17 protein-coding genes and 1 pseudogene are annotated in these 17,906 nt (G+C 66.0%); 12 read left to right on the forward strand and 6 right to left on the reverse strand.

Annotation, left to right across the window (positions count from 1 at the left end; translation table 11 throughout):
• Positions 1-2: 2 nt before the first annotated feature.
• Both AC0SZ7_RS23770 and AC0SZ7_RS23775 read right to left on the reverse strand, forming a co-directional pair.
• Positions 3-1,109, reverse strand: a complete 1,107-nt coding sequence (locus tag AC0SZ7_RS23770; protein ID WP_475506669.1) for a Gfo/Idh/MocA family protein — start codon at positions 1,107-1,109, stop codon at positions 3-5.
• A gap of 88 nt (positions 1,110-1,197) precedes the next feature.
• Positions 1,198-2,061 (reverse strand): MBL fold metallo-hydrolase, encoded by an 864-nt coding sequence (locus AC0SZ7_RS23775; protein WP_475506670.1) that lies wholly within the window; start codon positions 2,059-2,061, stop codon positions 1,198-1,200.
• A gap of 81 nt (positions 2,062-2,142) precedes the next feature.
• Between AC0SZ7_RS23775 and AC0SZ7_RS23780 the strand changes: the two genes are divergently transcribed.
• The 7 genes from AC0SZ7_RS23780 to AC0SZ7_RS23810 all read left to right on the forward strand — a co-directional run bounded on the left by AC0SZ7_RS23780 (position 2,143) and on the right by AC0SZ7_RS23810 (position 9,152).
• Positions 2,143-2,496, forward strand: coding sequence for a metalloregulator ArsR/SmtB family transcription factor (locus AC0SZ7_RS23780; RefSeq protein WP_473006105.1), 354 nt, complete (start codon positions 2,143-2,145; stop codon positions 2,494-2,496).
• An 11-nt stretch (positions 2,497-2,507) separates the two neighbouring features.
• Positions 2,508-3,761 carry an NAD(P)/FAD-dependent oxidoreductase gene (locus AC0SZ7_RS23785; protein ID WP_475506671.1) on the forward strand — a complete coding sequence of 418 codons (1,254 nt, stop codon included), beginning with the start codon at positions 2,508-2,510 and terminating at the stop codon, positions 3,759-3,761.
• Positions 3,762-3,772: 11 nt separating this feature from the next.
• On the forward strand, positions 3,773-4,573 hold the full coding sequence (locus AC0SZ7_RS23790; protein WP_475506672.1) for a sulfite exporter TauE/SafE family protein: 801 nt from the start codon (positions 3,773-3,775) through the stop codon (positions 4,571-4,573).
• A gap of 164 nt (positions 4,574-4,737) precedes the next feature.
• Entirely contained in the window at positions 4,738-6,108 is a 1,371-nt protein-coding gene (locus AC0SZ7_RS23795) for a GntT/GntP/DsdX family permease (protein WP_475506673.1), read from the forward strand.
• Between the two features lie 171 nt (positions 6,109-6,279).
• Entirely contained in the window at positions 6,280-7,614 is a 1,335-nt protein-coding gene (locus tag AC0SZ7_RS23800; RefSeq protein ID WP_475506674.1) for an MFS transporter, read from the forward strand.
• Positions 7,595-8,524 carry a 2-hydroxyacid dehydrogenase gene (locus AC0SZ7_RS23805; RefSeq protein WP_475506675.1) on the forward strand — a complete coding sequence of 310 codons (930 nt, stop codon included), beginning with the start codon at positions 7,595-7,597 and terminating at the stop codon, positions 8,522-8,524. Before AC0SZ7_RS23800 ends, AC0SZ7_RS23805 begins: the two co-directional genes overlap by 20 nt.
• 52 nt (positions 8,525-8,576) lie before the next feature.
• Entirely contained in the window at positions 8,577-9,152 is a 576-nt protein-coding gene (locus AC0SZ7_RS23810; RefSeq protein ID WP_475506676.1) for a flavin reductase family protein, read from the forward strand.
• Here AC0SZ7_RS23810 and AC0SZ7_RS23815 read toward each other — a convergent pair.
• Entirely contained in the window at positions 9,149-10,216 is a 1,068-nt protein-coding gene (locus AC0SZ7_RS23815; protein ID WP_475506677.1) for an NAD(P)-dependent alcohol dehydrogenase, read from the reverse strand. The two genes, AC0SZ7_RS23810 and AC0SZ7_RS23815, sit on opposite strands and share 4 nt — an antisense overlap.
• 260 nt (positions 10,217-10,476) lie before the next feature.
• On the opposite strand from AC0SZ7_RS23815, the gene AC0SZ7_RS23820 reads away from it, so the two are divergent.
• Together AC0SZ7_RS23820 and AC0SZ7_RS23825 are read left to right on the forward strand one after the other, a co-directional pair.
• Entirely contained in the window at positions 10,477-11,133 is a 657-nt protein-coding gene (locus AC0SZ7_RS23820; protein WP_475506678.1) for a Dps family protein, read from the forward strand.
• 136 nt (positions 11,134-11,269) lie between these two features.
• Complete coding sequence (locus AC0SZ7_RS23825) at positions 11,270-12,997, forward strand: ATP-binding protein (RefSeq protein WP_475506679.1); 1,728 nt, start codon at positions 11,270-11,272, stop codon at positions 12,995-12,997.
• Here AC0SZ7_RS23825 and ada read toward each other — a convergent pair.
• The 3 genes and pseudogenes from ada to AC0SZ7_RS23840 all read right to left on the reverse strand — a co-directional run.
• Positions 12,998-13,843: pseudogene (gene ada, locus AC0SZ7_RS23830) on the reverse strand (bifunctional DNA-binding transcriptional regulator/O6-methylguanine-DNA methyltransferase Ada); the annotation flags it as partial.
• Between the two features lie 64 nt (positions 13,844-13,907).
• Entirely contained in the window at positions 13,908-14,456 is a 549-nt protein-coding gene (locus AC0SZ7_RS23835; protein ID WP_277961032.1) for a cupin domain-containing protein, read from the reverse strand.
• 95 nt (positions 14,457-14,551) lie between these two features.
• On the reverse strand, positions 14,552-14,893 hold the full coding sequence (locus tag AC0SZ7_RS23840; protein ID WP_416423545.1) for an FKBP-type peptidyl-prolyl cis-trans isomerase: 342 nt from the start codon (positions 14,891-14,893) through the stop codon (positions 14,552-14,554).
• Between the two features lie 288 nt (positions 14,894-15,181).
• Between AC0SZ7_RS23840 and AC0SZ7_RS23845 the strand changes: the two genes are divergently transcribed.
• The 3 genes from AC0SZ7_RS23845 to AC0SZ7_RS23855 all read left to right on the forward strand — a co-directional run bounded on the left by AC0SZ7_RS23845 (position 15,182) and on the right by AC0SZ7_RS23855 (position 17,906).
• Positions 15,182-15,646, forward strand: coding sequence for a GlcG/HbpS family heme-binding protein (locus AC0SZ7_RS23845; RefSeq protein WP_416423546.1), 465 nt, complete (start codon positions 15,182-15,184; stop codon positions 15,644-15,646).
• Between the two features lie 129 nt (positions 15,647-15,775).
• Positions 15,776-16,309 (forward strand): sugar dehydrogenase complex small subunit, encoded by a 534-nt coding sequence (locus AC0SZ7_RS23850; RefSeq protein ID WP_475506680.1) that lies wholly within the window; start codon positions 15,776-15,778, stop codon positions 16,307-16,309.
• Complete coding sequence (locus tag AC0SZ7_RS23855; protein WP_475506681.1) at positions 16,302-17,906, forward strand: GMC family oxidoreductase; 1,605 nt, start codon at positions 16,302-16,304, stop codon at positions 17,904-17,906. Before AC0SZ7_RS23850 ends, AC0SZ7_RS23855 begins: the two co-directional genes overlap by 8 nt.

The raw sequence follows: 17,906 nt of genomic DNA on the forward strand, positions 1-17,906 counted from the left end.
GCTCAGTCGTTTGGTTCGGCGGTGTTGATGTATGGCGGCACTTTTGCCAACGGCAGTTGGCGGGCCTGTTCGGGCTGGATGCCGCGGCGCGCCGGCAGCGGATCCAGCTGTTGCGGCTGGCCGGTGGCCAGGGCCTGCTCGATGGCCGCCAGCACGCGCACGTCGCGCCAGGCTTCGTCGCCATCCGGCTCCGGTTGTTGCCCCTTGAGAATGCAGTCGGAGAAGTACTGGGTCTCGCCGCCGAACTGGTCCACCACCGGGTGCTGGTGCTCGTGTGGCTCACCGTCCTTGATCAGCCGGTAGCCGATGGCCACGCCTTCGCCGAAGCCGAAGCACGGCGAGGCCTCGATCTCGCCTTCGCTGCCAATCAGCTGGAAGCGCTGGCTGCCGGGCAGGCTGTAGCTGACGATGAACTGCGCCAGGCGTTCCTGGCTGAAGCGCAGGGTGACGGTGACCGTGTCGTGGCTGTCGAAGTGCCGGCCAGGGGTGTGGATGCCCACCGCCGAGACTTCCAGCGGCTCCTCGCCGAACAGGTTGCGCACCGCGTTGAGCGGGTAGGGGCCCATGTCGGCGACGGGGCCGGCCCAGTAACCGCTGTGCGCGCGGTGGTTGGACTCCTTGGTGTGCTGGGTGAACGTGGAGGTGAACAGACGTGGCTCGCCGATGGCGCCGGCGCGCACCTTGCCGATCATTTCCACCGTGGCCGGCTCGCAGTGCAGGCGGTAGGCAACCATCAACAGCGCGCTGCTGCGCTCGGCCGCGGCGTTTATGGCCAGGCAGTCGGCCTCGCTGGTGGCCATGGGTTTTTCCAGCAGCACGTGAATGCCGGCTTCCAGGGCCGGCACGGCGAATTCGCGGTGGCGGAAATTGGGCGTCGCGATATACACCGCGTCGATCTCGCCGCTGGCCAGCAGCGTGGCGAACTCGTCGTAGTGGTAGCTCTTGAGCTGGTACTCGGCCGCCAGGTCGCGGGCCTTGATGGGGTCGCCGGTGACCAGCGCGGTCATCACCGAGTTGTCGGTCTGGCCGACGCCGGGCATGAACGCCCCCTGGGAAATCCAGCCGCCGGCGACGACTGCGTAGCGTACCTTGCCGTGTGCATCGGGCATGTCATGACTCCTGCAAGACCGGCCGGTGAAATACCGGCGCCATGCAGGAGTGGGCAAGCCTGGGCCCTACAAGTTCCGCCCGATTGCCTTACAGCCGGTCGAGCGGGATCTTGATATACCGCACGCCATTGTCTTCGGCGGGCGGCAATTGCCCGGCGCGGATGTTCACCTGCACCGCCGGCATCAGCAGCACAGGCATGGGCAGGGTGGCGTCGCGCGCGGTGCGCATGGCCACGAACTGCGCCTCGTCGATGCCGTCGCGCACGTGGATGTTGCCCTGGCGCTGGGCCGCCACGGTGGTCTGCGATTGCGCCTCGCGCCCCTCGGGCGGGTAGTCGTGGCACAGGTGCAGGCTGGTATCGGCGGGGAAGGCCAGCAGCGTCTGGATGGATTGGTACAGCTGCTCGGCGTCGCCCCCGGGAAAGTCGCAGCGGGCGGTGCCGACGTCGGGCATGAACAGCGTGTCGCCGACGAACAGGTCGTGCGCGCCAATCAGGAACGCCATGTCCGCCGGGGTGTGCCCGGGTACGTGCAGGGCGCGCACCGGCAGGTTGCCGATGCTGAAGGTCTCGTCGGGCTGAAGCAGGTGGTCGAACTGCGAGCCGTCCAGGCGGAAGCCGGGCTCCAGGTTGAACACCGTCTTGAACACCTTCTGCACCTGGCGGATGCCCTCGCCGATGACGATGCGCCCGCCCAGTTGCGCGCGCAGGTACGGCGCCGCGGACAGGTGGTCGGCATGGGCGTGGGTTTCCAGCAGCCACTGCACCTGCAGGCCCTGGGTGCGGACGAAGGCGATGATGGCGTCGGCCTGCGCGGTGCCGGTGCGGCCGGCCTTGTGGTCGTAGTCCAGCACCGAGTCGATGACCGCGCAGGCGCTGCCCGGCGCCTCATACACCACATAGCTGAAGGTCGACGAGCCGTTGTCGAAGAAGGGCTGGATTCGTGGGGTCATGAATTGCTCCACACTCTATTGTTCCATAATCTATATTTAAACATAATGTAATCACAGAAAGTGATCGAGAGCGACCCCGCCATGGAAACCTGCCTGACCACCGACGACGTCGTGCGCCTGCGCGCCAGTGCCTCCAAGGCCTGTGCGCTGTTGAAAGCGCTGGCCAACGAAGACCGCTTGCTGATTCTGTGCCAACTCACCCAGGGCGAGCGCAACGTCGGCGAGCTGGAAGCCGGCACCGGCGTACGCCAGCCCACCCTGTCCCAGCAGTTGGGTGTGCTGCGCGACGAAGGCCTGGTGGCCACCCGCCGCGAAGGCAAATACATCTACTACGGGCTCGCCAGCCACGAGGTCATCCAGGTCATGAAAACCCTGTCGGGCCTGTACTGCGGCACAGTGCTGGCCAGCCTCGGTTCGTCCCTTCTTCCTCAATAAGTGTGGACCCCATGCACAATAATGCGCAGCAACAGGGTGCGACCGCCAGCAACGCGGACATCCTGATCATCGGCGGCGGCGCTGCCGGCATCGGCCTTGCCGCCAGCCTGCTGAAGCGCCAGCCGGGCCTTGCCATCACCCTGGTCGAGCCCAGCGCCACGCACTATTACCAGCCGGCCTGGACCTTGGTGGGCGGCGGCGCCTACGACGTCGGCAACACCGCGCGGCCCATGGCACAGGTGGTGCCCAAGGGCGTGCAGTGGCTGCAGGCGGCGGTGCAGGGCATCGACGCCGACGGCCAGCGGGTAACCCTGACGGATGGCCGCCAGCTTGCCTACACGCAGCTGATCGTCTGCCCCGGCCTGCGCCTGGCGTGGGAGCAGATCGAGGGCCTGGAACAGGCCCTGGGCCAGCACGGCGTTACCTCCAATTATCGCTACGACCTGGCGCCCTATACCTGGCAGCTGGTGCAGGGCCTGCACCAGGGCAAGGCGCTGTTCACCCAGCCGGGCATGCCGATCAAGTGCGCCGGGGCGCCGCAGAAGGCGCTGTACCTGGCGTGCGACCACTGGCGGCGCAACGGCGTGCTCAAGCACATCGACGTCGAATTCAACCTCGCAGGCGCAGCGCTGTTCGGCGTGGCCACCTACGTGCCGGCGCTGATGAAGTACATCGAGAAGTACCGGGCGCAGCTGGCGTTCGGCTCGCAGTTGGTCAAGGTCGATGGCCCGGGCAAGACCGCCTGGTTCGAAAGCCTGGACGCCAATGGCAACCGCGTCCGCCAGGCCAAGCCCTTCGACCTGTTGCATGTGGTGCCGCCGCAGGTAGCGCCCGACTGCGTGCGCACGAGCCAGTTGGCCAACGCGGGCGGCTGGTGCGAGGTAGACCCCGGCACCCTGCAGCACGTGCGTTACGCCAATGTGTTCGGGCTGGGCGACGTGTGTTCCACCAGCAACGCCAAGACCGCCGCCGCGGCGCGCAAGCAGATCGTGGTGGTGGCCGAGAACCTGTTGGCCCTGCGCGCCGGCCGGGCCTTGCCGTTGCGCTATGACGGCTACGGTTCCTGCCCGCTGACGGTGGAGAAGGGCCGGGTGGTGCTGGCCGAATTCGGCTACGGCGGCAAGCTGCTGCCCAGCTTCCCCTGGGACTCCACCGTGGCGCGGCGCTCGGCCTGGTGGTTGAAGGCCAGCTTCCTGCCGTGGTTCTACTGGAACGGGATGCTCAAGGGCCGTGAGTGGCTGGCCCGCTGTAAAGCCGCTGAATAGGAGGGCGGGGCATGCTCGCACTGTTATTGGGTGGTTTTATCGGCATGGTGCTGGGGCTCACGGGCGCGGGCGGCGGCATCCTTGCGGTGCCGGCGCTGGTACTCGGCCTGGGCTGGCCCATGACCCAGGCGGCGCCGGTGGCGCTGCTGGCCGTGGGCGCCGCGGCGGCGGTAGGTGCCATTGACGGCCTGCGCAAGGGCATCGTGCGCTGGCGCGCGGCATTGCTGATGGCGGCGCTGGGCACGCTGTTCACGCCGTTGGGGCTGCTGGTGGCGCACCACGTGCCGGATCATTGGCTGGTGGCGCTGTTTTGCGGCGTGCTGCTGATTGTGGCGTGGCGCATGTTCAGCCAGTCGCGGGAAGCCAAGTGTGCAGGTTCGGGCATCGACCATGGCTGGGAGCAGAAGAACTGCATGCTCAACGACCAGACCGGACGCCTGAAGTGGACCTTGCGGTGCAGCGTCACGCTGTCGCTGGTGGGGTCGTGCTGCGGCTTCCTCACCGGGCTGCTGGGCGTGGGCGGCGGTTTCCTGCTGGTGCCGGCGTTCCGGCAACTGACCGACATCCGCGTGCACGGCATCATCGCCACTTCGCTGATGGTGATTGCCCTGGTGTCGGGCATGGCGGTGGTCGGCGCGGTGCACGCCGGCGTGCGCATTCCACTGGAAGGCGGGCTGTTCATTGCCGCCAGCGTGGCCGGGATGGTGGCGGGCCGGCTACTGTCGCCGCGCATTCCCGCGCGGGTGTTGCAGGTGGGGTTTGCGGGCCTGTGCGTGGCTGTCGCCATCTACCTGGGCTATTCCCTGGCCTGACGCTTTGTGGGAGCTGGCTTGCCCACGACACCCCCCTCCAAGTCAGCGTCGCGGGGGCCCGCGCCCCCAACAGGCGAGGGTAGGATTGGGATGTTGGGTGGTATCCTGTCGGCAAATTGCAACAAAATGTTGCAGCTGTATTTGCCAACAATAAGGAGTACCCGGTGGACCCTACCAACCTCGCCTGGCTTGCCCACGACACCCGCCTCATCGTCTGCTGCGCGGTGGCCATCGCCACCATCATCGTGCTGATCAGCGCCACCAAGTTGCCGCCATTCCTGTCCATTCTCGTCGGTACCTTCATTGCCGGCGTGGGCGCAGGGCTGGGGCCTGAAGAAGTGGCCAAAGCCTTCAGCAAGGGCGCCGGCGGCATTCTCGGCGAAGCGGGCATCATCATCGCCCTGGGCTCGATGCTCGGCGCGCTGATGGCCGAGTCCGGCGCCGCCGACCGTATCGCCAGCACCCTGCTGGGGCTGGGCAAGGGCCGCAGCCTGCCGTGGGTGATGGCCCTGGTGGCGCTGGTGATCGGCCTGCCGCTGTTCTTCGAAGTGGGGCTGGTGATGATGGTGCCGATCATCTTCGTCATGGCCCGCCAATCCAACCAACCGCTGCTGAAAATCGCCATTCCGGCGCTGGCCGGCATGACCACCCTGCATGCGCTGATGCCCCCGCACCCGGGGCCGTTGATCGCGGTAGGCGCGTTGCATGCCGACCTCGGCCTGACCATGCTGCTGGGCTTCAGCATTGCCTTGCCGGCAGTGATCCTCGCCGGCCCGCTCTACGGCAACTGGCTGTCGCGGCGCATGGACGTGCAGGAGCCGGCCGAGTTGGGCGCGCTGTTCAGCGCCAAGCCGCAAAGCCAGCGCCAGCCCAGCTTCGGCATTTCGCTGTTGATCATTCTGCTGCCGGTGCTGTTGATGCTCGGCAGCACCCTGGCCAAGGTGGCCCTGGCCCCCGAGACCACCCTGGCGCTGACCCTGAAGTTCCTCGGCGAGCCGTTGATTGCCCTGGGCATCGCCGTGCTGGCCGCCGTGGTGTGCCTGGGCTGGGCCAACGGCCTGCCGCGCGAGCAGGTCGGCAACACCCTGCGCAAGGCGCTGGCGCCGATTGCCGTGCTGCTGTTGACCATCGGCGCTGGCGGCGGCCTGAAGCAGACCTTGCTGGACGCCGGCGTCAGCCAGACCATCAGCAAGGCCGCCGAGGGCGCGCACATGCCGTACCTGCTGCTGGCGTGGTTGATCGCCGTGGCGCTGCGCCAGGCCACCGGTTCGGCCACCGTCGCCACCACGACTACCGCAGGCATTCTGGCGCCGATGATGGCCGGGCTGGCCGCCACGCAAAGCTCGCTGGTGGCCCTGGCCATTGGTGCCGGCTCGGTGTTTTTCTGCCATGTGAACGATGCGGGCTTCTGGATGGTGCGCGAGTACTTTGGGCTGCAGCTGAAGCAGACCATCTGGGTGTGGTCGGTGTTGCAGACCATCGTCTCGGTGGTGGGGTTGGTGGGGACGTTGCTGTTGTGGCACTTCCTGGGTTGAGGGGGTAGGACGCAGCCTGCGGCAGCTGCTACGTGGCTGTCTGCGGGACTGTAACGTTTCAGTTTTCGTCCCATATATAGGGATGGTAATTCATATATTGAATCTGCATCTGTGCTGGTTTATGGTCTGCCTCATAGCACCTCCATAACGACAACAATAGAGAGACCCGTCATGACCCAGCCCACGCTGAACGACGGCTTGCACGCCAGCACCCTGGCCAAGCTCAATCTCAAGCTGATCCCGTTCCTGATGCTGCTGTACATGGTGGCGTACATCGACAAGTCGAACATCTCGGTGGCGGCGCTGCAGATGAACGCCGACCTGGGCCTGTCGGCGGCGATGTACGGGTTGGGCGTGGGGCTGTTTTTCCTCACCTATATCCTGCTGGAAGTGCCCAGCAGCCTGATCCTCACCAAGGTCGGCGCGCGGCGCTGGATCGCCCGCATCATGATCACCTGGGGCATCGTTGCTGCCGGCATGAGCCTGGTGCAGACCGCCAACCAGCTGTACGTGATGCGCCTGCTGCTGGGCGCCGCCGAGGCTGGCTTCACGCCGGGCATCATCTATTACCTGTCGCAGTGGTACCCGCGCAGCGACCGGGCCAAGGCCATGTCGTTCTTCTACATCGGCGCGGCGCTGGCCTCGGTGATCGGCCTGCCGCTGTCCGGTGCGTTCCTGCACCTGGACGGCATGGCGTCGGTGAGCGGCTGGCGCTGGCTGTTCCTGCTCGAAGGCATTCCCGCCGCCGTGCTGGGCGTGGTGGTGCTGCGCTACCTGCCAGACTCGCCGCAGACCACCCACTGGCTGGATGCGCGGCAGAAGGCCTGGCTGGCCAGCACCATCGCCGCCGAGCAGAGCAACACGCTGATCTCCCATAACGACGCCTGGCACAAGGCGTTCCGCAGCCCGGTGGTGTGGCTGCTGAGCCTGTTCTGGCTGCTGCAGGCGTTCGGCACCATTGGCATCACCCTGTTCCTGCCGCTGATCGTGCAGTCGGTGTCGGGGCAGGGCTCGTTCGTGGTCAGCCTGATGTCGGCGCTGCCGTTCCTGCTGGCCTGCGTGTTCATGTACGCCAACGGTCGCCACTCCGACAAGAACGGCGAGCGCGCCCTGCACCTGGGCGGCCCGCTGCTGGCGGCTGGCATTGTGCTGGGCGTGGCGGTGTTCTGCGGCAACCATGGCCTGGCCTACTGCCTGCTGGTGGTGGCCGTGGCGCTGAACTGGGCGGCTACGCCGGTGTTCTGGGCCACCACCACCGAATACCTGTCGGGCCCGGCCGCGGCCGTGTCCATCGCCCTGATCAACTCCATCGCCAACCTGGCCGGCCTGGGCCTGCCGCCGGTGATGGGCTGGATCAAGGACGTCACCCACACCTATGACTACGCCCTGTTGCTGGTCGCCTGCGCCTTGCTGGCCGGCGGCGTGCTGGGGCTTTACCTGGGCGCCGAGCGCGCCCGTGGCCAGGCTCACCTGCAAGGAACCGTCAATGAACGCAAACGTGCTTAAGATCGCCCGCCTGCCGGAAAAGCTCACCGAACGCCTGCTGGCCGATTTCGCCGTGCTCGAGGGCGACGAGCAGGGCAGCCAGTTGGGGCAGGGCGCCGCGCATATTCGCGCGCTGGTGGCCAACGGCGAGTCGCGGGTCAGCCGCGCGCTCATTGAGCGCCTGCCGGCGCTGGAGGTCATCGTGGTGTTTGGCGTGGGCTACGACGGCGTCGACGTGGCGGCGGCACGCGAGCGCGGTATCGCCGTGACCCACACGCCCGACGTGCTCACCGACGACGTCGCCGACTTCGCCATGGCGCTGCTGCTGGGCATCGCCCGTGGCACCGGCCCGGCCGACCGTTTCGTGCGCCAGGGCCGCTGGGCCGACGGCCCCATCGCCTGGACCCGCAAGGTCAGCGGCGCGCGCCTGGGCATCATCGGCCTGGGCCGCATTGGCCAGGCCATTGCCCGTCGTGCCGAGGGCTTTGGCATGCACATCGCCTACTGCGGGCGTAATCGCCAGCCGGTGGATTACCGCTTCTATCCCGATGCGCAGAGCCTGGCCGCGGCGGTGGACTTCCTGGTGGTGGCGGTGGGCGGTGGCGCCCAGACCTTCCACCTGGTCGACGCCCAGGTGTTGCAGGCGCTGGGGCCCGAGGGTTACCTGATCAACGTCGGCCGCGGCAGCGTGGTGGACGAGGCGGCGCTGTTCCAGGCCCTGGCCACCCAACAACTGGCGGGCGCGGCGCTGGACGTGTTCGAGGACGAACCGCGCCCGCACCCAGGCTTGCTGGGGCTGGACAACGTGCTGTTGACCCCGCACATGGCCAGCGCCACCTGGGCCACGCGCCAGGCCATGGCTGACCTGACCCTGGCCAACCTGGCGGCGCATTTCGCCGGCCGGCCGCTGCCCACGCCAATCCCGGCCTGACGCCTGCGGGCGGCAACTTGGTACACTGCGTGCTTTTGCCGGAGCCATCGCCATGACCGCCCACCACCGCCTGCCCGTGCCGCTGGACAAGGCCTACCGCCTGCTCAACCACGGCCCCACCGTGCTGGTCAGCGCCGCCCACCAGGGCCAGCGCAACATCATGGCCGCCGCCTGGGCCATGCCGCTGGACTTCGAGCCGCCGAAGGTGGCGGTGGTGCTGGACAAGTCCACCTGGACCCGCCAGTTGCTGGAAGCCAGCGGCACCTTCGTGCTGCAGGTGCCCTGCGTGGCCCAGGCCGACATTGTCCAGACCGTAGGCAACACCGCCGGGCAGACCCTGGACAAGTTTGCCACCTACGGCCTGCAGACCTTCGCCGGCGAACAGCTGGACGCGCCGCTGCTGGAAGGCTGCGTGGCCTGGCTGGAATGCCGCCTGCTGCCCGAACCGCACAACCAGGGCGCCTATGACCTGTTCCTGGGCGAAGTGATCAGCGCCCAGGCGGACGCGCGGGTGTTCAGCGAAGGGCATTGGCATTTCGAAGGGCATGATGCATTTCGCACGCTGCACCACGTGGCGGGCGGGCATTTCATGGCAATCGGCGGCCCAGTAAAAGGCAACATGCTCTAAACCGTAGCAGCGTTTTCCTGTTTCAGGGTGGCCATGTCGATCACGAAACGGTATTTCACGTCGCCCTTGAGCATGCGCTCGTAGGCCTGGTTGATGTCTTTCATGGCGATCATCTCGATGTCCGAGACAATGTTGTGCTTGGCGCAGAAGTCGAGCATTTCCTGGGTTTCCTGAATGCCGCCAATCAACGAACCGGCCAGGCTGCGGCGCTTGAAGATCAGGTTGAACACCGTGGGCGAGGGGTGCGGCGAGTCCGGCGCGCCCACCAGGGTCATGGTGCCGTCGCGCTTGAGCAGCGCCAGGAACGGATCAAGGTTGTGCGGCGCGGCCACGGTGTTGAGGATGAAGTCCAGCTGGTTGGCCTGGGTGGCCATCTCGGCTTCGTTCTTCGACACGATGACTTCGTCCGCGCCCAGGCGCAGGCCGTCTTCGCGCTTGCTCGGCGAAGTGGTGAACAGCACCACGTGGGCGCCCATGGCATGGGCGATTTTCACCGCCATGTGGCCCAGGCCACCCAGGCCCACCACGCCCACCTTCTTGCCCGGGCCGACCTTCCAGTGGTTCAGCGGCGAGTAGGTGGTGATGCCTGCGCACAGCAGCGGCGCCACGGCCGCCAGGTTGTCCTTGTGGGGAATGCGCAGCACGAATTTCTCCTTCACCACGATGGTGTCGGAGTAGCCGCCGAAGGTGTTCTCGCCACCGAACACCGGGCCGTTATAAGTGCCGGTAAAGCCGTTCTCGCAGTACTGCTCCTCGCCTTCGGCGCAGGACGCGCAGTGCTGGCAACTGTCGACCATGCAGCCAACGCCGGCCAGGTCGCCGACCTTGAAGTTTTTCACGTTGGCGCCCACGGCCGTGACCTTGCCGACGATCTCGTGGCCGGGCACCGACGGGTACAGGGTGTTGTGCCATTCGTTGCGCGCGGTGTGCAGGTCGGAGTGGCAGACGCCACAGTACAGAATGTCGATCTGCACATCGTCGGCGCCCGGGGCGCGGCGTTCGAAACGGTAGGGCTTGAGGGCGTCGCTGGCGCTCTGCGCGGCGTAGCTGTATGTCTTGATCATGACACTCACCTCGGTCGGGGAAAAAGCTTGGAACAGCATAGTCGCGCTAAAGTGCCATGAAACGTTTCACCGATGAATGAAGATTCCATGTCGGCGCGATCTGCCGTGAACACCTCTTGAAATGACGAAACCAAAGCCCAAGGTAATGATCAGATTGAGTTGCTGGAAAGCGACCTGTTAGGCTGGGGGATCAGCGCGTCGTCGAGACATTCGGCCGCTGCATGAATCTTCCGCTCCAAGACCGAAGGAGAACTACCGCAATGGCTACCCCAACCAAGAAGCCCGCCGCCGCGAAGAAACCTGCAGTGGCGAAAAAGCCCGCCGCCACCAAGACTGCTGCTGCCAAGCCGGCTGCAGCAAAAGCGCCTGCCGCCGCGAAGGCTGCATTCGACAAGCCGGCCGCGCTGAAGACCCGCGCCCGCGCCCTGGCCACCCCGACCGACCTGGGCAGCGACGCCACCCGCGATCTCAGCGGCGCGTTGAACCGCCTGCTGGCCGACGTGTTCGCGCTGTACCTGAAGACCAAGAACTTCCACTGGCACGTCAGCGGCCCGCACTTCCGCGACTACCACCTGCTGCTGGACGACCATGCCACCGAGATCTTCGCCATGGTCGATGCCATCGCCGAGCGCACCCGTAAAATCGGTGGCAACTCGCTGCGCTCCATCGGCCACATCGCACGCCTGAAGACCGTGCTCGACAACGACGCCGAGTTCGTCCAGCCGCTGGACATGCTGGCCGAGCTGCAGGGCGACAACAAGAGCCTGGCCGCCTACATGCGCGAAGTCCACGAGCTGTGCGACAAGTACAGCGACATCGCCACTGCCAGCCTGATCGAGAACTGGATCGACGAAACCGAGCAGCGCACCTGGTTCCTGTTCGAGACCAGCCGCAACGGCGACGTCACCGGCCACTGATACCAGCCACGCGACGCAGCCTGTAGCCGCAGCCTTGTGCTGCGGCTGCGGGATCGTGGCCCCGCCTATGTGCTTTCCTTCTCCCCAGCGTTAGACTCAACCGGCGCAACCACGCTCACGGAGCCCGAGTCCAGCGATGCAATTCCTTTCCCAAGACCACGGCTGTGATGGCTGGCGTGGTGAGATGGCCACGCGCATTCGCGCGTTCGACTGGTCGTTGACCGAGCTTGGGCCGTTCGACCTGTGGCCGCCCAGCCTGCGCATGGCCACCCAGTTCCTGCTGGCCTCGCCGGTACCGCTGGTAATGCTGTGGGGCCGCCCCGGCTACATGATCTACAACGACGCCTATTCGCTGTTTGCCGGCGGCCGCCACCCTTACCTGCTGGGCTCGCCCGTGGAACTGGGCTGGCCGGAAGTCGCCGATTTCAACCGCAACGTGGTCGATACCTGCCTGGCCGGCGGCACCCTGAGCTACAGCAACCTGGAGCTGGTGCTGTTACGCAATGGCGTGCCCGAAGACGTATGGATGGACCTTTACTACAGCCCGGTGCCCGGCGACGACGGCAGCCCCGCAGGCGTCATGGCCATCGTGGTGGAAACCACCGGCCACGTGCTGTCCGAGCGTGCCCGCGAGGGGGCGGAAAGCGCTTTGCGGCAGCTGACCCGCAACCTTGAGCAACGGGTAGAGCAGGAGGTGCGGGCGCGCTCCGAGGCCGAGGAAAAACTGCGGCAGTCGCAGAAGCTCGAAGCCATTGGCGGCCTGACTGGCGGGGTGGCGCATGACTTCAATAACGTGCTGCAGGTGATTGCCGGCAACCTGCACCTGCTCGGCCGCCAGCAGCAGGGCAACGCGCCTATCCAGCGGCGCGTGGCGGCGGCCCTGGCAGCGGTGGAACGCGGCGCCAAGCTGTCGTCGCAGCTGCTGGCCTTCGCCCGCCGCCAGCCGCTGTCGCCTGGCGTGTATAACCTGCGCCGCCTGTACGACGGCCTGGGCGAACTGATGCTGCGCGCCATGGGTGAAACCGTGAACGTGCGCATGCAGGTGCCCGAGCAGCCGTGGAGCATCCATGTCGACCGCAACCAGTTGGAAAACGCTGTGCTGAACCTGGCTATCAACGCCCGCGACGCCATGAACGGCGAAGGCGAGCTGCTGATCAGTGCCGACAACGTGGTGCTGGGCCGCGAGTTTTGCGCCGGCAAGGACCTGAGCCCGGGTGACTACGTGCGCCTGGCGGTCCGCGACAGCGGTGCCGGCATGTCGCCGGCTACCTTGGCCCAGGCCTTCGAGCCGTTCTTTACCACCAAGCCTGATGGCCACGGCACTGGCCTGGGGTTGAGCATGGTGTTTGGCTTCGTCCGCCAGAGTGCCGGCCACGTGGAAATCAGCAGCGTGCAAGGGCAGGGCACCACCGTGCAAATGTATTTCCCCCGCAGCGAAGGCGCGGAAAGCGTGGAGGAAGCACCGCTGGCGGTAGCGGTGGCCAACGGCGAGGAAACCATTCTCGTGGTCGAGGACGATGACCAGGTGCGCGCCACTGCCGCCGAGCTGCTGGAGCAGTCGGGCTACCGGGTCATTACCGCAGAGAACGGCGACGTGGCCATGCGTTTCCTGCTGGACGGGCTGCGGGTGGACCTGATTTTCACCGACGTGGTCATGCCCGGCCAGGTCAAGAGCGCCGACCTGGCCACCTGGGCCCAGGCACGCACGCCGCCGTTGCCGGTGCTGTTCGCCTCGGGGCACACCCGCGACATCATCTCGCGCAACTATGAACTGGCGCCGCACCAGCACCTGCTGCGCAAACCTTATGGCCCCGACGCGCTGATGGATATGGTGCGCCGGGTGCTGCAGGCCGAACACGGCTGATCAGCGCGCCTCGCGCGCCAGCAGCTGGCGCTTGCGCTCCACACCCCAGCGGTAGCCCGACAGCGCGCCGTCGCTGCGCACCACCCGGTGGCAGGGAATGGCCACCGCCAGGCGGTTGGCGCCGCAGGCCTGGGCCACCGCGCGGGTGGCCGTGGGCGCGCCGATCAGCCGCGCCACTTCGGCGTAGCTGGCGGTGCTACCCACCGGTATTGCCCGCAGTGCCTGCCACACGCGCTCCTGAAACGCAGTGCCGCGCACGTCCAGCGGCAGGTCCAGGCCAATGCCGGGCGCTTCGACGAAGCCCACCACCTGGGCCACCCATTGCTCGAACTCGGCGTCGGCGCCGATCAGCTCGGCGTTGCTGAAGCTGTCCTGCAGCTCTTGCAGCAATTGCTCGGGGTCATCGCCCAGCAGAATCGCGCACACGCCACGTTCGCTGGCGGCCACCAGGATATCGCCCAGCGAACAGCTGCCCAGCGCAAAGCGCAGGGTGGTGCGCGCGCCGCCGTTGCGAAACTGTACCGGCTTCATGCCCAGGCGCTGGTTGCTGGATTCGTAGAAGCGGCTGTTGGAATTGAAACCCGCCTCGTACACCGCCTCGGTCACCGTGCCGCCGGGCTTGAGCTGCTCGCGCACCCGCTGGGCGCGCCGCGCATCGGCATAGGCCTTGGGCGTCAGGCCGGTGATGCGCTTGAACAGGCGATGGAAGTGGTAGGGGCTAAGCCCCACTTCGGCCGCCAGCTGCGCCAGTGGCGGCGGGCTGGTGGCGGCGTCCAGCACCGCGCAGGCGCGGGTGACCAGGGCGGCGTGGGCATCGCGGGTGGTGGGTCTCATGGGCGTGGCCTGGCAGTTGTACGTGGCCCCAGCTTAGCCCTGCCGGGGCCGGTGAAACACTCCGAGTCTTGCGCGTTTAGAAGTTTGCAGGCGTGTTGGCGCTGATCACTTCTGCCTCGTCCTGGCCGATGTTGCGGAAGCGGTGCGGCAGGGTGGTGGGGATGTAGTAGCCGTCGCCGGCATTGAGGATGCTGGTCTGGCCGTCGATGGTCAGCTCGATGGTGCCGCGGGTTACCACGCCGCATTCCTCGCCTTCGTTGTGCACGATGAACTCGTCGCCCGAGTGCGCGCCAGGGGCGTACAGCTCGCGCAGCATGCGCATGTCACGGCCGGGCAGGGTGGCGCCCACCAGCAGCAGGCGCAGGCCTTCGCGGCCCAGGTCAGGCTGTTCGTCGGAACGGAACACATAGCGTTCCTGCTTGGGCGGTTCGTCGAAGGTGAAGAAGTCGGCCAGGCTCATGGGAATGCTTTGCAGCAGTTTCTTCAACGAGCTGACCGAAGGGCTGACGCGGTTCTGCTCGATGTTGGAAATGGTCGAGTTGGTCACGCCACTGCGGCGCGCCAGTTCGCGTTGGGACAGTTGAAACCGTTCGCGCACCAACTTCAGTCGTGTTCCGGTATCCATAGGTGCCTTATTGTTCAGAGGGCTTCATGTCGAAAATGACCTGACCTTTATAGCCATCGCCGCCGGCAGGTCAAGGCGTTTTAATGGGTACTGCGTCAATCGTCGCGAGTCAGCACTTCCAGCAGCTCGATCTCGAAGTACAGGTCGCTGCCCGGCTTGATGTGCGCGCCCATGCTGCGCTCGCCGTAGGCCAGGTGCGCAGGCACGAACAGCTTGCGCTTGCCGCCTACCTGCATGCCCATCAGGCCCTGGTCCCAGCCCTTGATCACACGGCCGGTGCCGATCACGCACTGGAAGGGCTTGCCGCGCGACCAGGACGAGTCGAACTCGGTGCCGTCCGCCAGCGTGCCGCGGTAATGGGTGGTGATCAGCGCGCCCTTGACCACGGCCTTGCCGGTGCCAGGTTGCAGGTCTTCGACCAGTAGTTCGTTGCTCATCGAGGGTGCCAGTGAAATCGGGGCACTTAGTTTACGCAAATCGAGGGCGCCAGGCACGCAACAACCTGTAGCAGCGGCCGCCAGGCCGCGTCAGGGGCTGCACGGTTGGGCGGGTGGGCCTCGGACGCAGCCTTCGGCAGCTGCTACGGGGTGCGGTGCAGGGCCTTGCGTGAAAAGTCAATGCGGCAATTGTTCGCTTTTTTGTAACGATCATTTGCGCAAACGAGGGTTTTTTGTGAACTAACCAGTTGGTTAAGATTGGTTACTGCTCATAGGAATGGCAACTTCATGAAAACCCTGTCTTTTTTCTTCGGTGCCAGCATTCTGGCTTTGGCATCCTCCAGCGCCTTCGCCGCTACCCACCAGCAACTGGACAACGCCCAGGCCCTGCAGGTCATCAGTAGCGTCAAGGCCAGCCTCGCCGCGCAGAAAAGCTTTGGTTGCGTAGCGGTGGTGGACGTCTCCGGCACCCTGCTGGCCTTTGAACGCCTGGACGGCGCGCCGCTGGGCTGCGTCGATGCGTCCATCGGCAAGGCCCGCACCTCGGCGCTGTACCGCGCGCCGTCGGTGAAGTTCATGGAGCGCCTGCAGAAAGGCGAATCCACCGTGCTGGAAATCCCTCACGCCGTTGCCCTGGGTGGCGGCTACCCGTTGACCCTCAACGGTGAAGTGGTTGGCGCCGTCGGCGTCAGCACCCCGGTGCAGGCCCTGGACAACCAGGCCAGCGAGACCGCGGCGCAAGCCCTCAAGTAACACCCCCTGCTGTAACCGTTTCAACCGGCCCCGCGACAGGCTCACGCCAGTCGCGGCGCCGCACTGTGCACACCATTAAAAGCCCCGGAGCCTGGCTATCGGGGATGTGATCACATCGGACGATCAACCATGATAAATCTAAGCCGACGCCATCTGGTCTTCGGCGCCACCAGCCTCCTGGCTGCGGGTGCCCTGGGCAAGACCTTGCTGGTTTCCAACGCGTTCGCCAGCGCCCCGCTGGTCAACAACCTGACCTTGCCCGCGGACTTCCTGGCCTTGTCCATGCGCCTGACCGGCATCGACAAACCCGACCTGCAATTGGGCCAGCGCCTGTACGACTGGCTCAACCACGCCGACCCGCAGTTGGCGGCCAACATGGCCAGCCTCAACGGCCTGCTGGACGCGCACCAAGGCCTGGCCCCGGATGCCTTCCAGACGCAGTTGGCGACGCAGCCGGCAGCCGTGGCGGCGTTGTACCAGGCCCTGCTGGGTGGTTGGTACCTGGGCGTGGTGGGCAGCAAGATGAACCCCGTGTGCGTCGGCTTTGAAACCATCGTCAGCTACCAACTGCTGAGCACCTCCTTCACCCCGCCGAGCTACTGCGCCGGCGAACCGAATTTCTGGATTCAACCCCCCCAGTCCGAGAGCGTGGCCCATGTCTGATTCCCTCAGTGCAGATGTAGTCGTCATTGGTGCCGGCATCGCCGGTTCCCTGTCGGCGCTGAAAATGGCCAAGGCCGGTGCTTCGGTGCTGATGCTGGAGTCGGGTCCCGAAATCAAGCGTGACGAGGCCGTGGAGCTGTTCCGCAACAGCCCGCTCAAAGGCGACTTCACCGAACCCTACCCGCCGAAGCCGTGGGCGCCGCAGCCCAAGTTCCAGCCGGTGGACAATGGCTACCTGATCCAGAAAGGCCCGGACCCGTACCTGGCGTCCTACCTGCGCGGCGTCGGTGGCACCACTTGGCACTGGGCGGGGCAGGCGTTCCGCATTCTGCCCAACGACATGAAGCTGCAATCGCTGTATGGCGTGGGCGTGGACTGGCCGCTGAGCTACGCAGAGCTGGAACCCTACTACTGCGACGCCGAGTTCCAGATGGGCGTGTCCGGTGACAGCGACCTGGGCTCGCCGCGCTCGCAACCCTACCCGCTGCCGGGCATTCCGCTGCCGTACGGCTTCGAGCGCATGAAGCAGCGCCTCAAGGGCCTGGGCTACGAGGTGGGTATCGGCCCGCAGGCGCGCAACAGCGTGCCATTCGATGGCCGCCCGGCCTGCTGTGGCAACAACAACTGCATGCCGGTGTGCCCGATCGACGCCCAGTACCACGGCGGCATCGCCGCGCGCAAAGCGCTGGACGCAGGCGTGCGTATCGTCGCCAACGCGGTTGTCTACCGCATCGAGGCCGACGACAAGGGCCGCATTGTCGCCGTCCATTACCTGGACGCCAACAAGGTCAGCCACAAGGTCACCGGCAAGCAATTCGTGCTGACCGCCAACGCCATCGAAAGCAGCAAGCTGCTGCTGATGTCCACCAGCGACCGCCTGCCCAACGGTGTGGCCAACAGCAATGACATGGTCGGCCGCCACCTGATGGACCACCCCGGTTCCTCGGTGGAGTTCCTGGCCGACGAGCCGATCTACTTCGGCCGTGGCCCGATGCGCCCCAGCAGCATCAACAACATCCGCGACGGCGCCTTCCGGGCCGACCGTTCGGGCCTGCGTATTGACCTTGCCAACACCAACCCGACGCGCATGCTCACCGAACGCCTGATCAAGCAGGGCTACTACGGCAAGGCGCTGAACGAGAAGCTCAAGTACCAGGCCGACCACTACGTGCTGCTGAAAGGCATGATGGAAATCCTGCCCGACCGCGACAACCGCGTCATGCTCAGCAAGACCGAGAAAGACGCCTGGGGCCTGCCGCGCATCGAGGTGCACTACAAGTTCCCGGAATACGTGCACAAGGGCTACGACCACTCCATCGACGTCTACAAGGAAATCGCCAGCGCCATGGGCGGTACCGAAGTGGTGTTCAGCAAGCGTGGCGTGTACGACAACAACCAGCACATCACCGGCACCCTGAGCATGGGCGCAGACCCGGCTACTTCGGTGGTGGACCGCGACCTGCGCAGCCACGAGCACGAGAACCTGTTCATGGCCGGCACCGGCGTGATGCCGACCGCCGCCATCGTCAACTCGACCCTGACCGGCACCGCGCTGGCGCTGCGCATGGCCGACACCGTGCTGAAGAGCTTGGCATGA

Source organism: Pseudomonas sp. JC1203, assembly GCF_056175065.1.

What these genes read in the sequence shown, in the direction of transcription:
- AC0SZ7_RS23770 (WP_475506669.1), bottom strand. Translation starts at nt 1,109, where the DNA reads ATGCCCGATGCACACGGCAAGGTACGCTACGCAGTCGTCGCCGGCGGC.
- AC0SZ7_RS23775 (WP_475506670.1), bottom strand. Translation starts at nt 2,061, where the DNA reads ATGACCCCACGAATCCAGCCCTTCTTCGACAACGGCTCGTCGACCTTC.
- AC0SZ7_RS23780 (WP_473006105.1), top strand. Translation starts at nt 2,143, where the DNA reads ATGGAAACCTGCCTGACCACCGACGACGTCGTGCGCCTGCGCGCCAGT.
- AC0SZ7_RS23785 (WP_475506671.1), top strand. Translation starts at nt 2,508, where the DNA reads ATGCACAATAATGCGCAGCAACAGGGTGCGACCGCCAGCAACGCGGAC.
- AC0SZ7_RS23790 (WP_475506672.1), top strand. Translation starts at nt 3,773, where the DNA reads ATGCTCGCACTGTTATTGGGTGGTTTTATCGGCATGGTGCTGGGGCTC.
- AC0SZ7_RS23800 (WP_475506674.1), top strand. Translation starts at nt 6,280, where the DNA reads ATGACCCAGCCCACGCTGAACGACGGCTTGCACGCCAGCACCCTGGCC.
- AC0SZ7_RS23805 (WP_475506675.1), top strand. Translation starts at nt 7,595, where the DNA reads ATGAACGCAAACGTGCTTAAGATCGCCCGCCTGCCGGAAAAGCTCACC.
- AC0SZ7_RS23810 (WP_475506676.1), top strand. Translation starts at nt 8,577, where the DNA reads ATGACCGCCCACCACCGCCTGCCCGTGCCGCTGGACAAGGCCTACCGC.
- AC0SZ7_RS23815 (WP_475506677.1), bottom strand. Translation starts at nt 10,216, where the DNA reads ATGATCAAGACATACAGCTACGCCGCGCAGAGCGCCAGCGACGCCCTC.
- AC0SZ7_RS23820 (WP_475506678.1), top strand. Translation starts at nt 10,477, where the DNA reads ATGGCTACCCCAACCAAGAAGCCCGCCGCCGCGAAGAAACCTGCAGTG.
- AC0SZ7_RS23825 (WP_475506679.1), top strand. Translation starts at nt 11,270, where the DNA reads ATGCAATTCCTTTCCCAAGACCACGGCTGTGATGGCTGGCGTGGTGAG.
- AC0SZ7_RS23835 (WP_277961032.1), bottom strand. Translation starts at nt 14,456, where the DNA reads ATGGATACCGGAACACGACTGAAGTTGGTGCGCGAACGGTTTCAACTG.
- AC0SZ7_RS23840 (WP_416423545.1), bottom strand. Translation starts at nt 14,893, where the DNA reads ATGAGCAACGAACTACTGGTCGAAGACCTGCAACCTGGCACCGGCAAG.
- AC0SZ7_RS23845 (WP_416423546.1), top strand. Translation starts at nt 15,182, where the DNA reads ATGAAAACCCTGTCTTTTTTCTTCGGTGCCAGCATTCTGGCTTTGGCA.
- AC0SZ7_RS23850 (WP_475506680.1), top strand. Translation starts at nt 15,776, where the DNA reads ATGATAAATCTAAGCCGACGCCATCTGGTCTTCGGCGCCACCAGCCTC.
- AC0SZ7_RS23855 (WP_475506681.1), top strand. Translation starts at nt 16,302, where the DNA reads ATGTCTGATTCCCTCAGTGCAGATGTAGTCGTCATTGGTGCCGGCATC.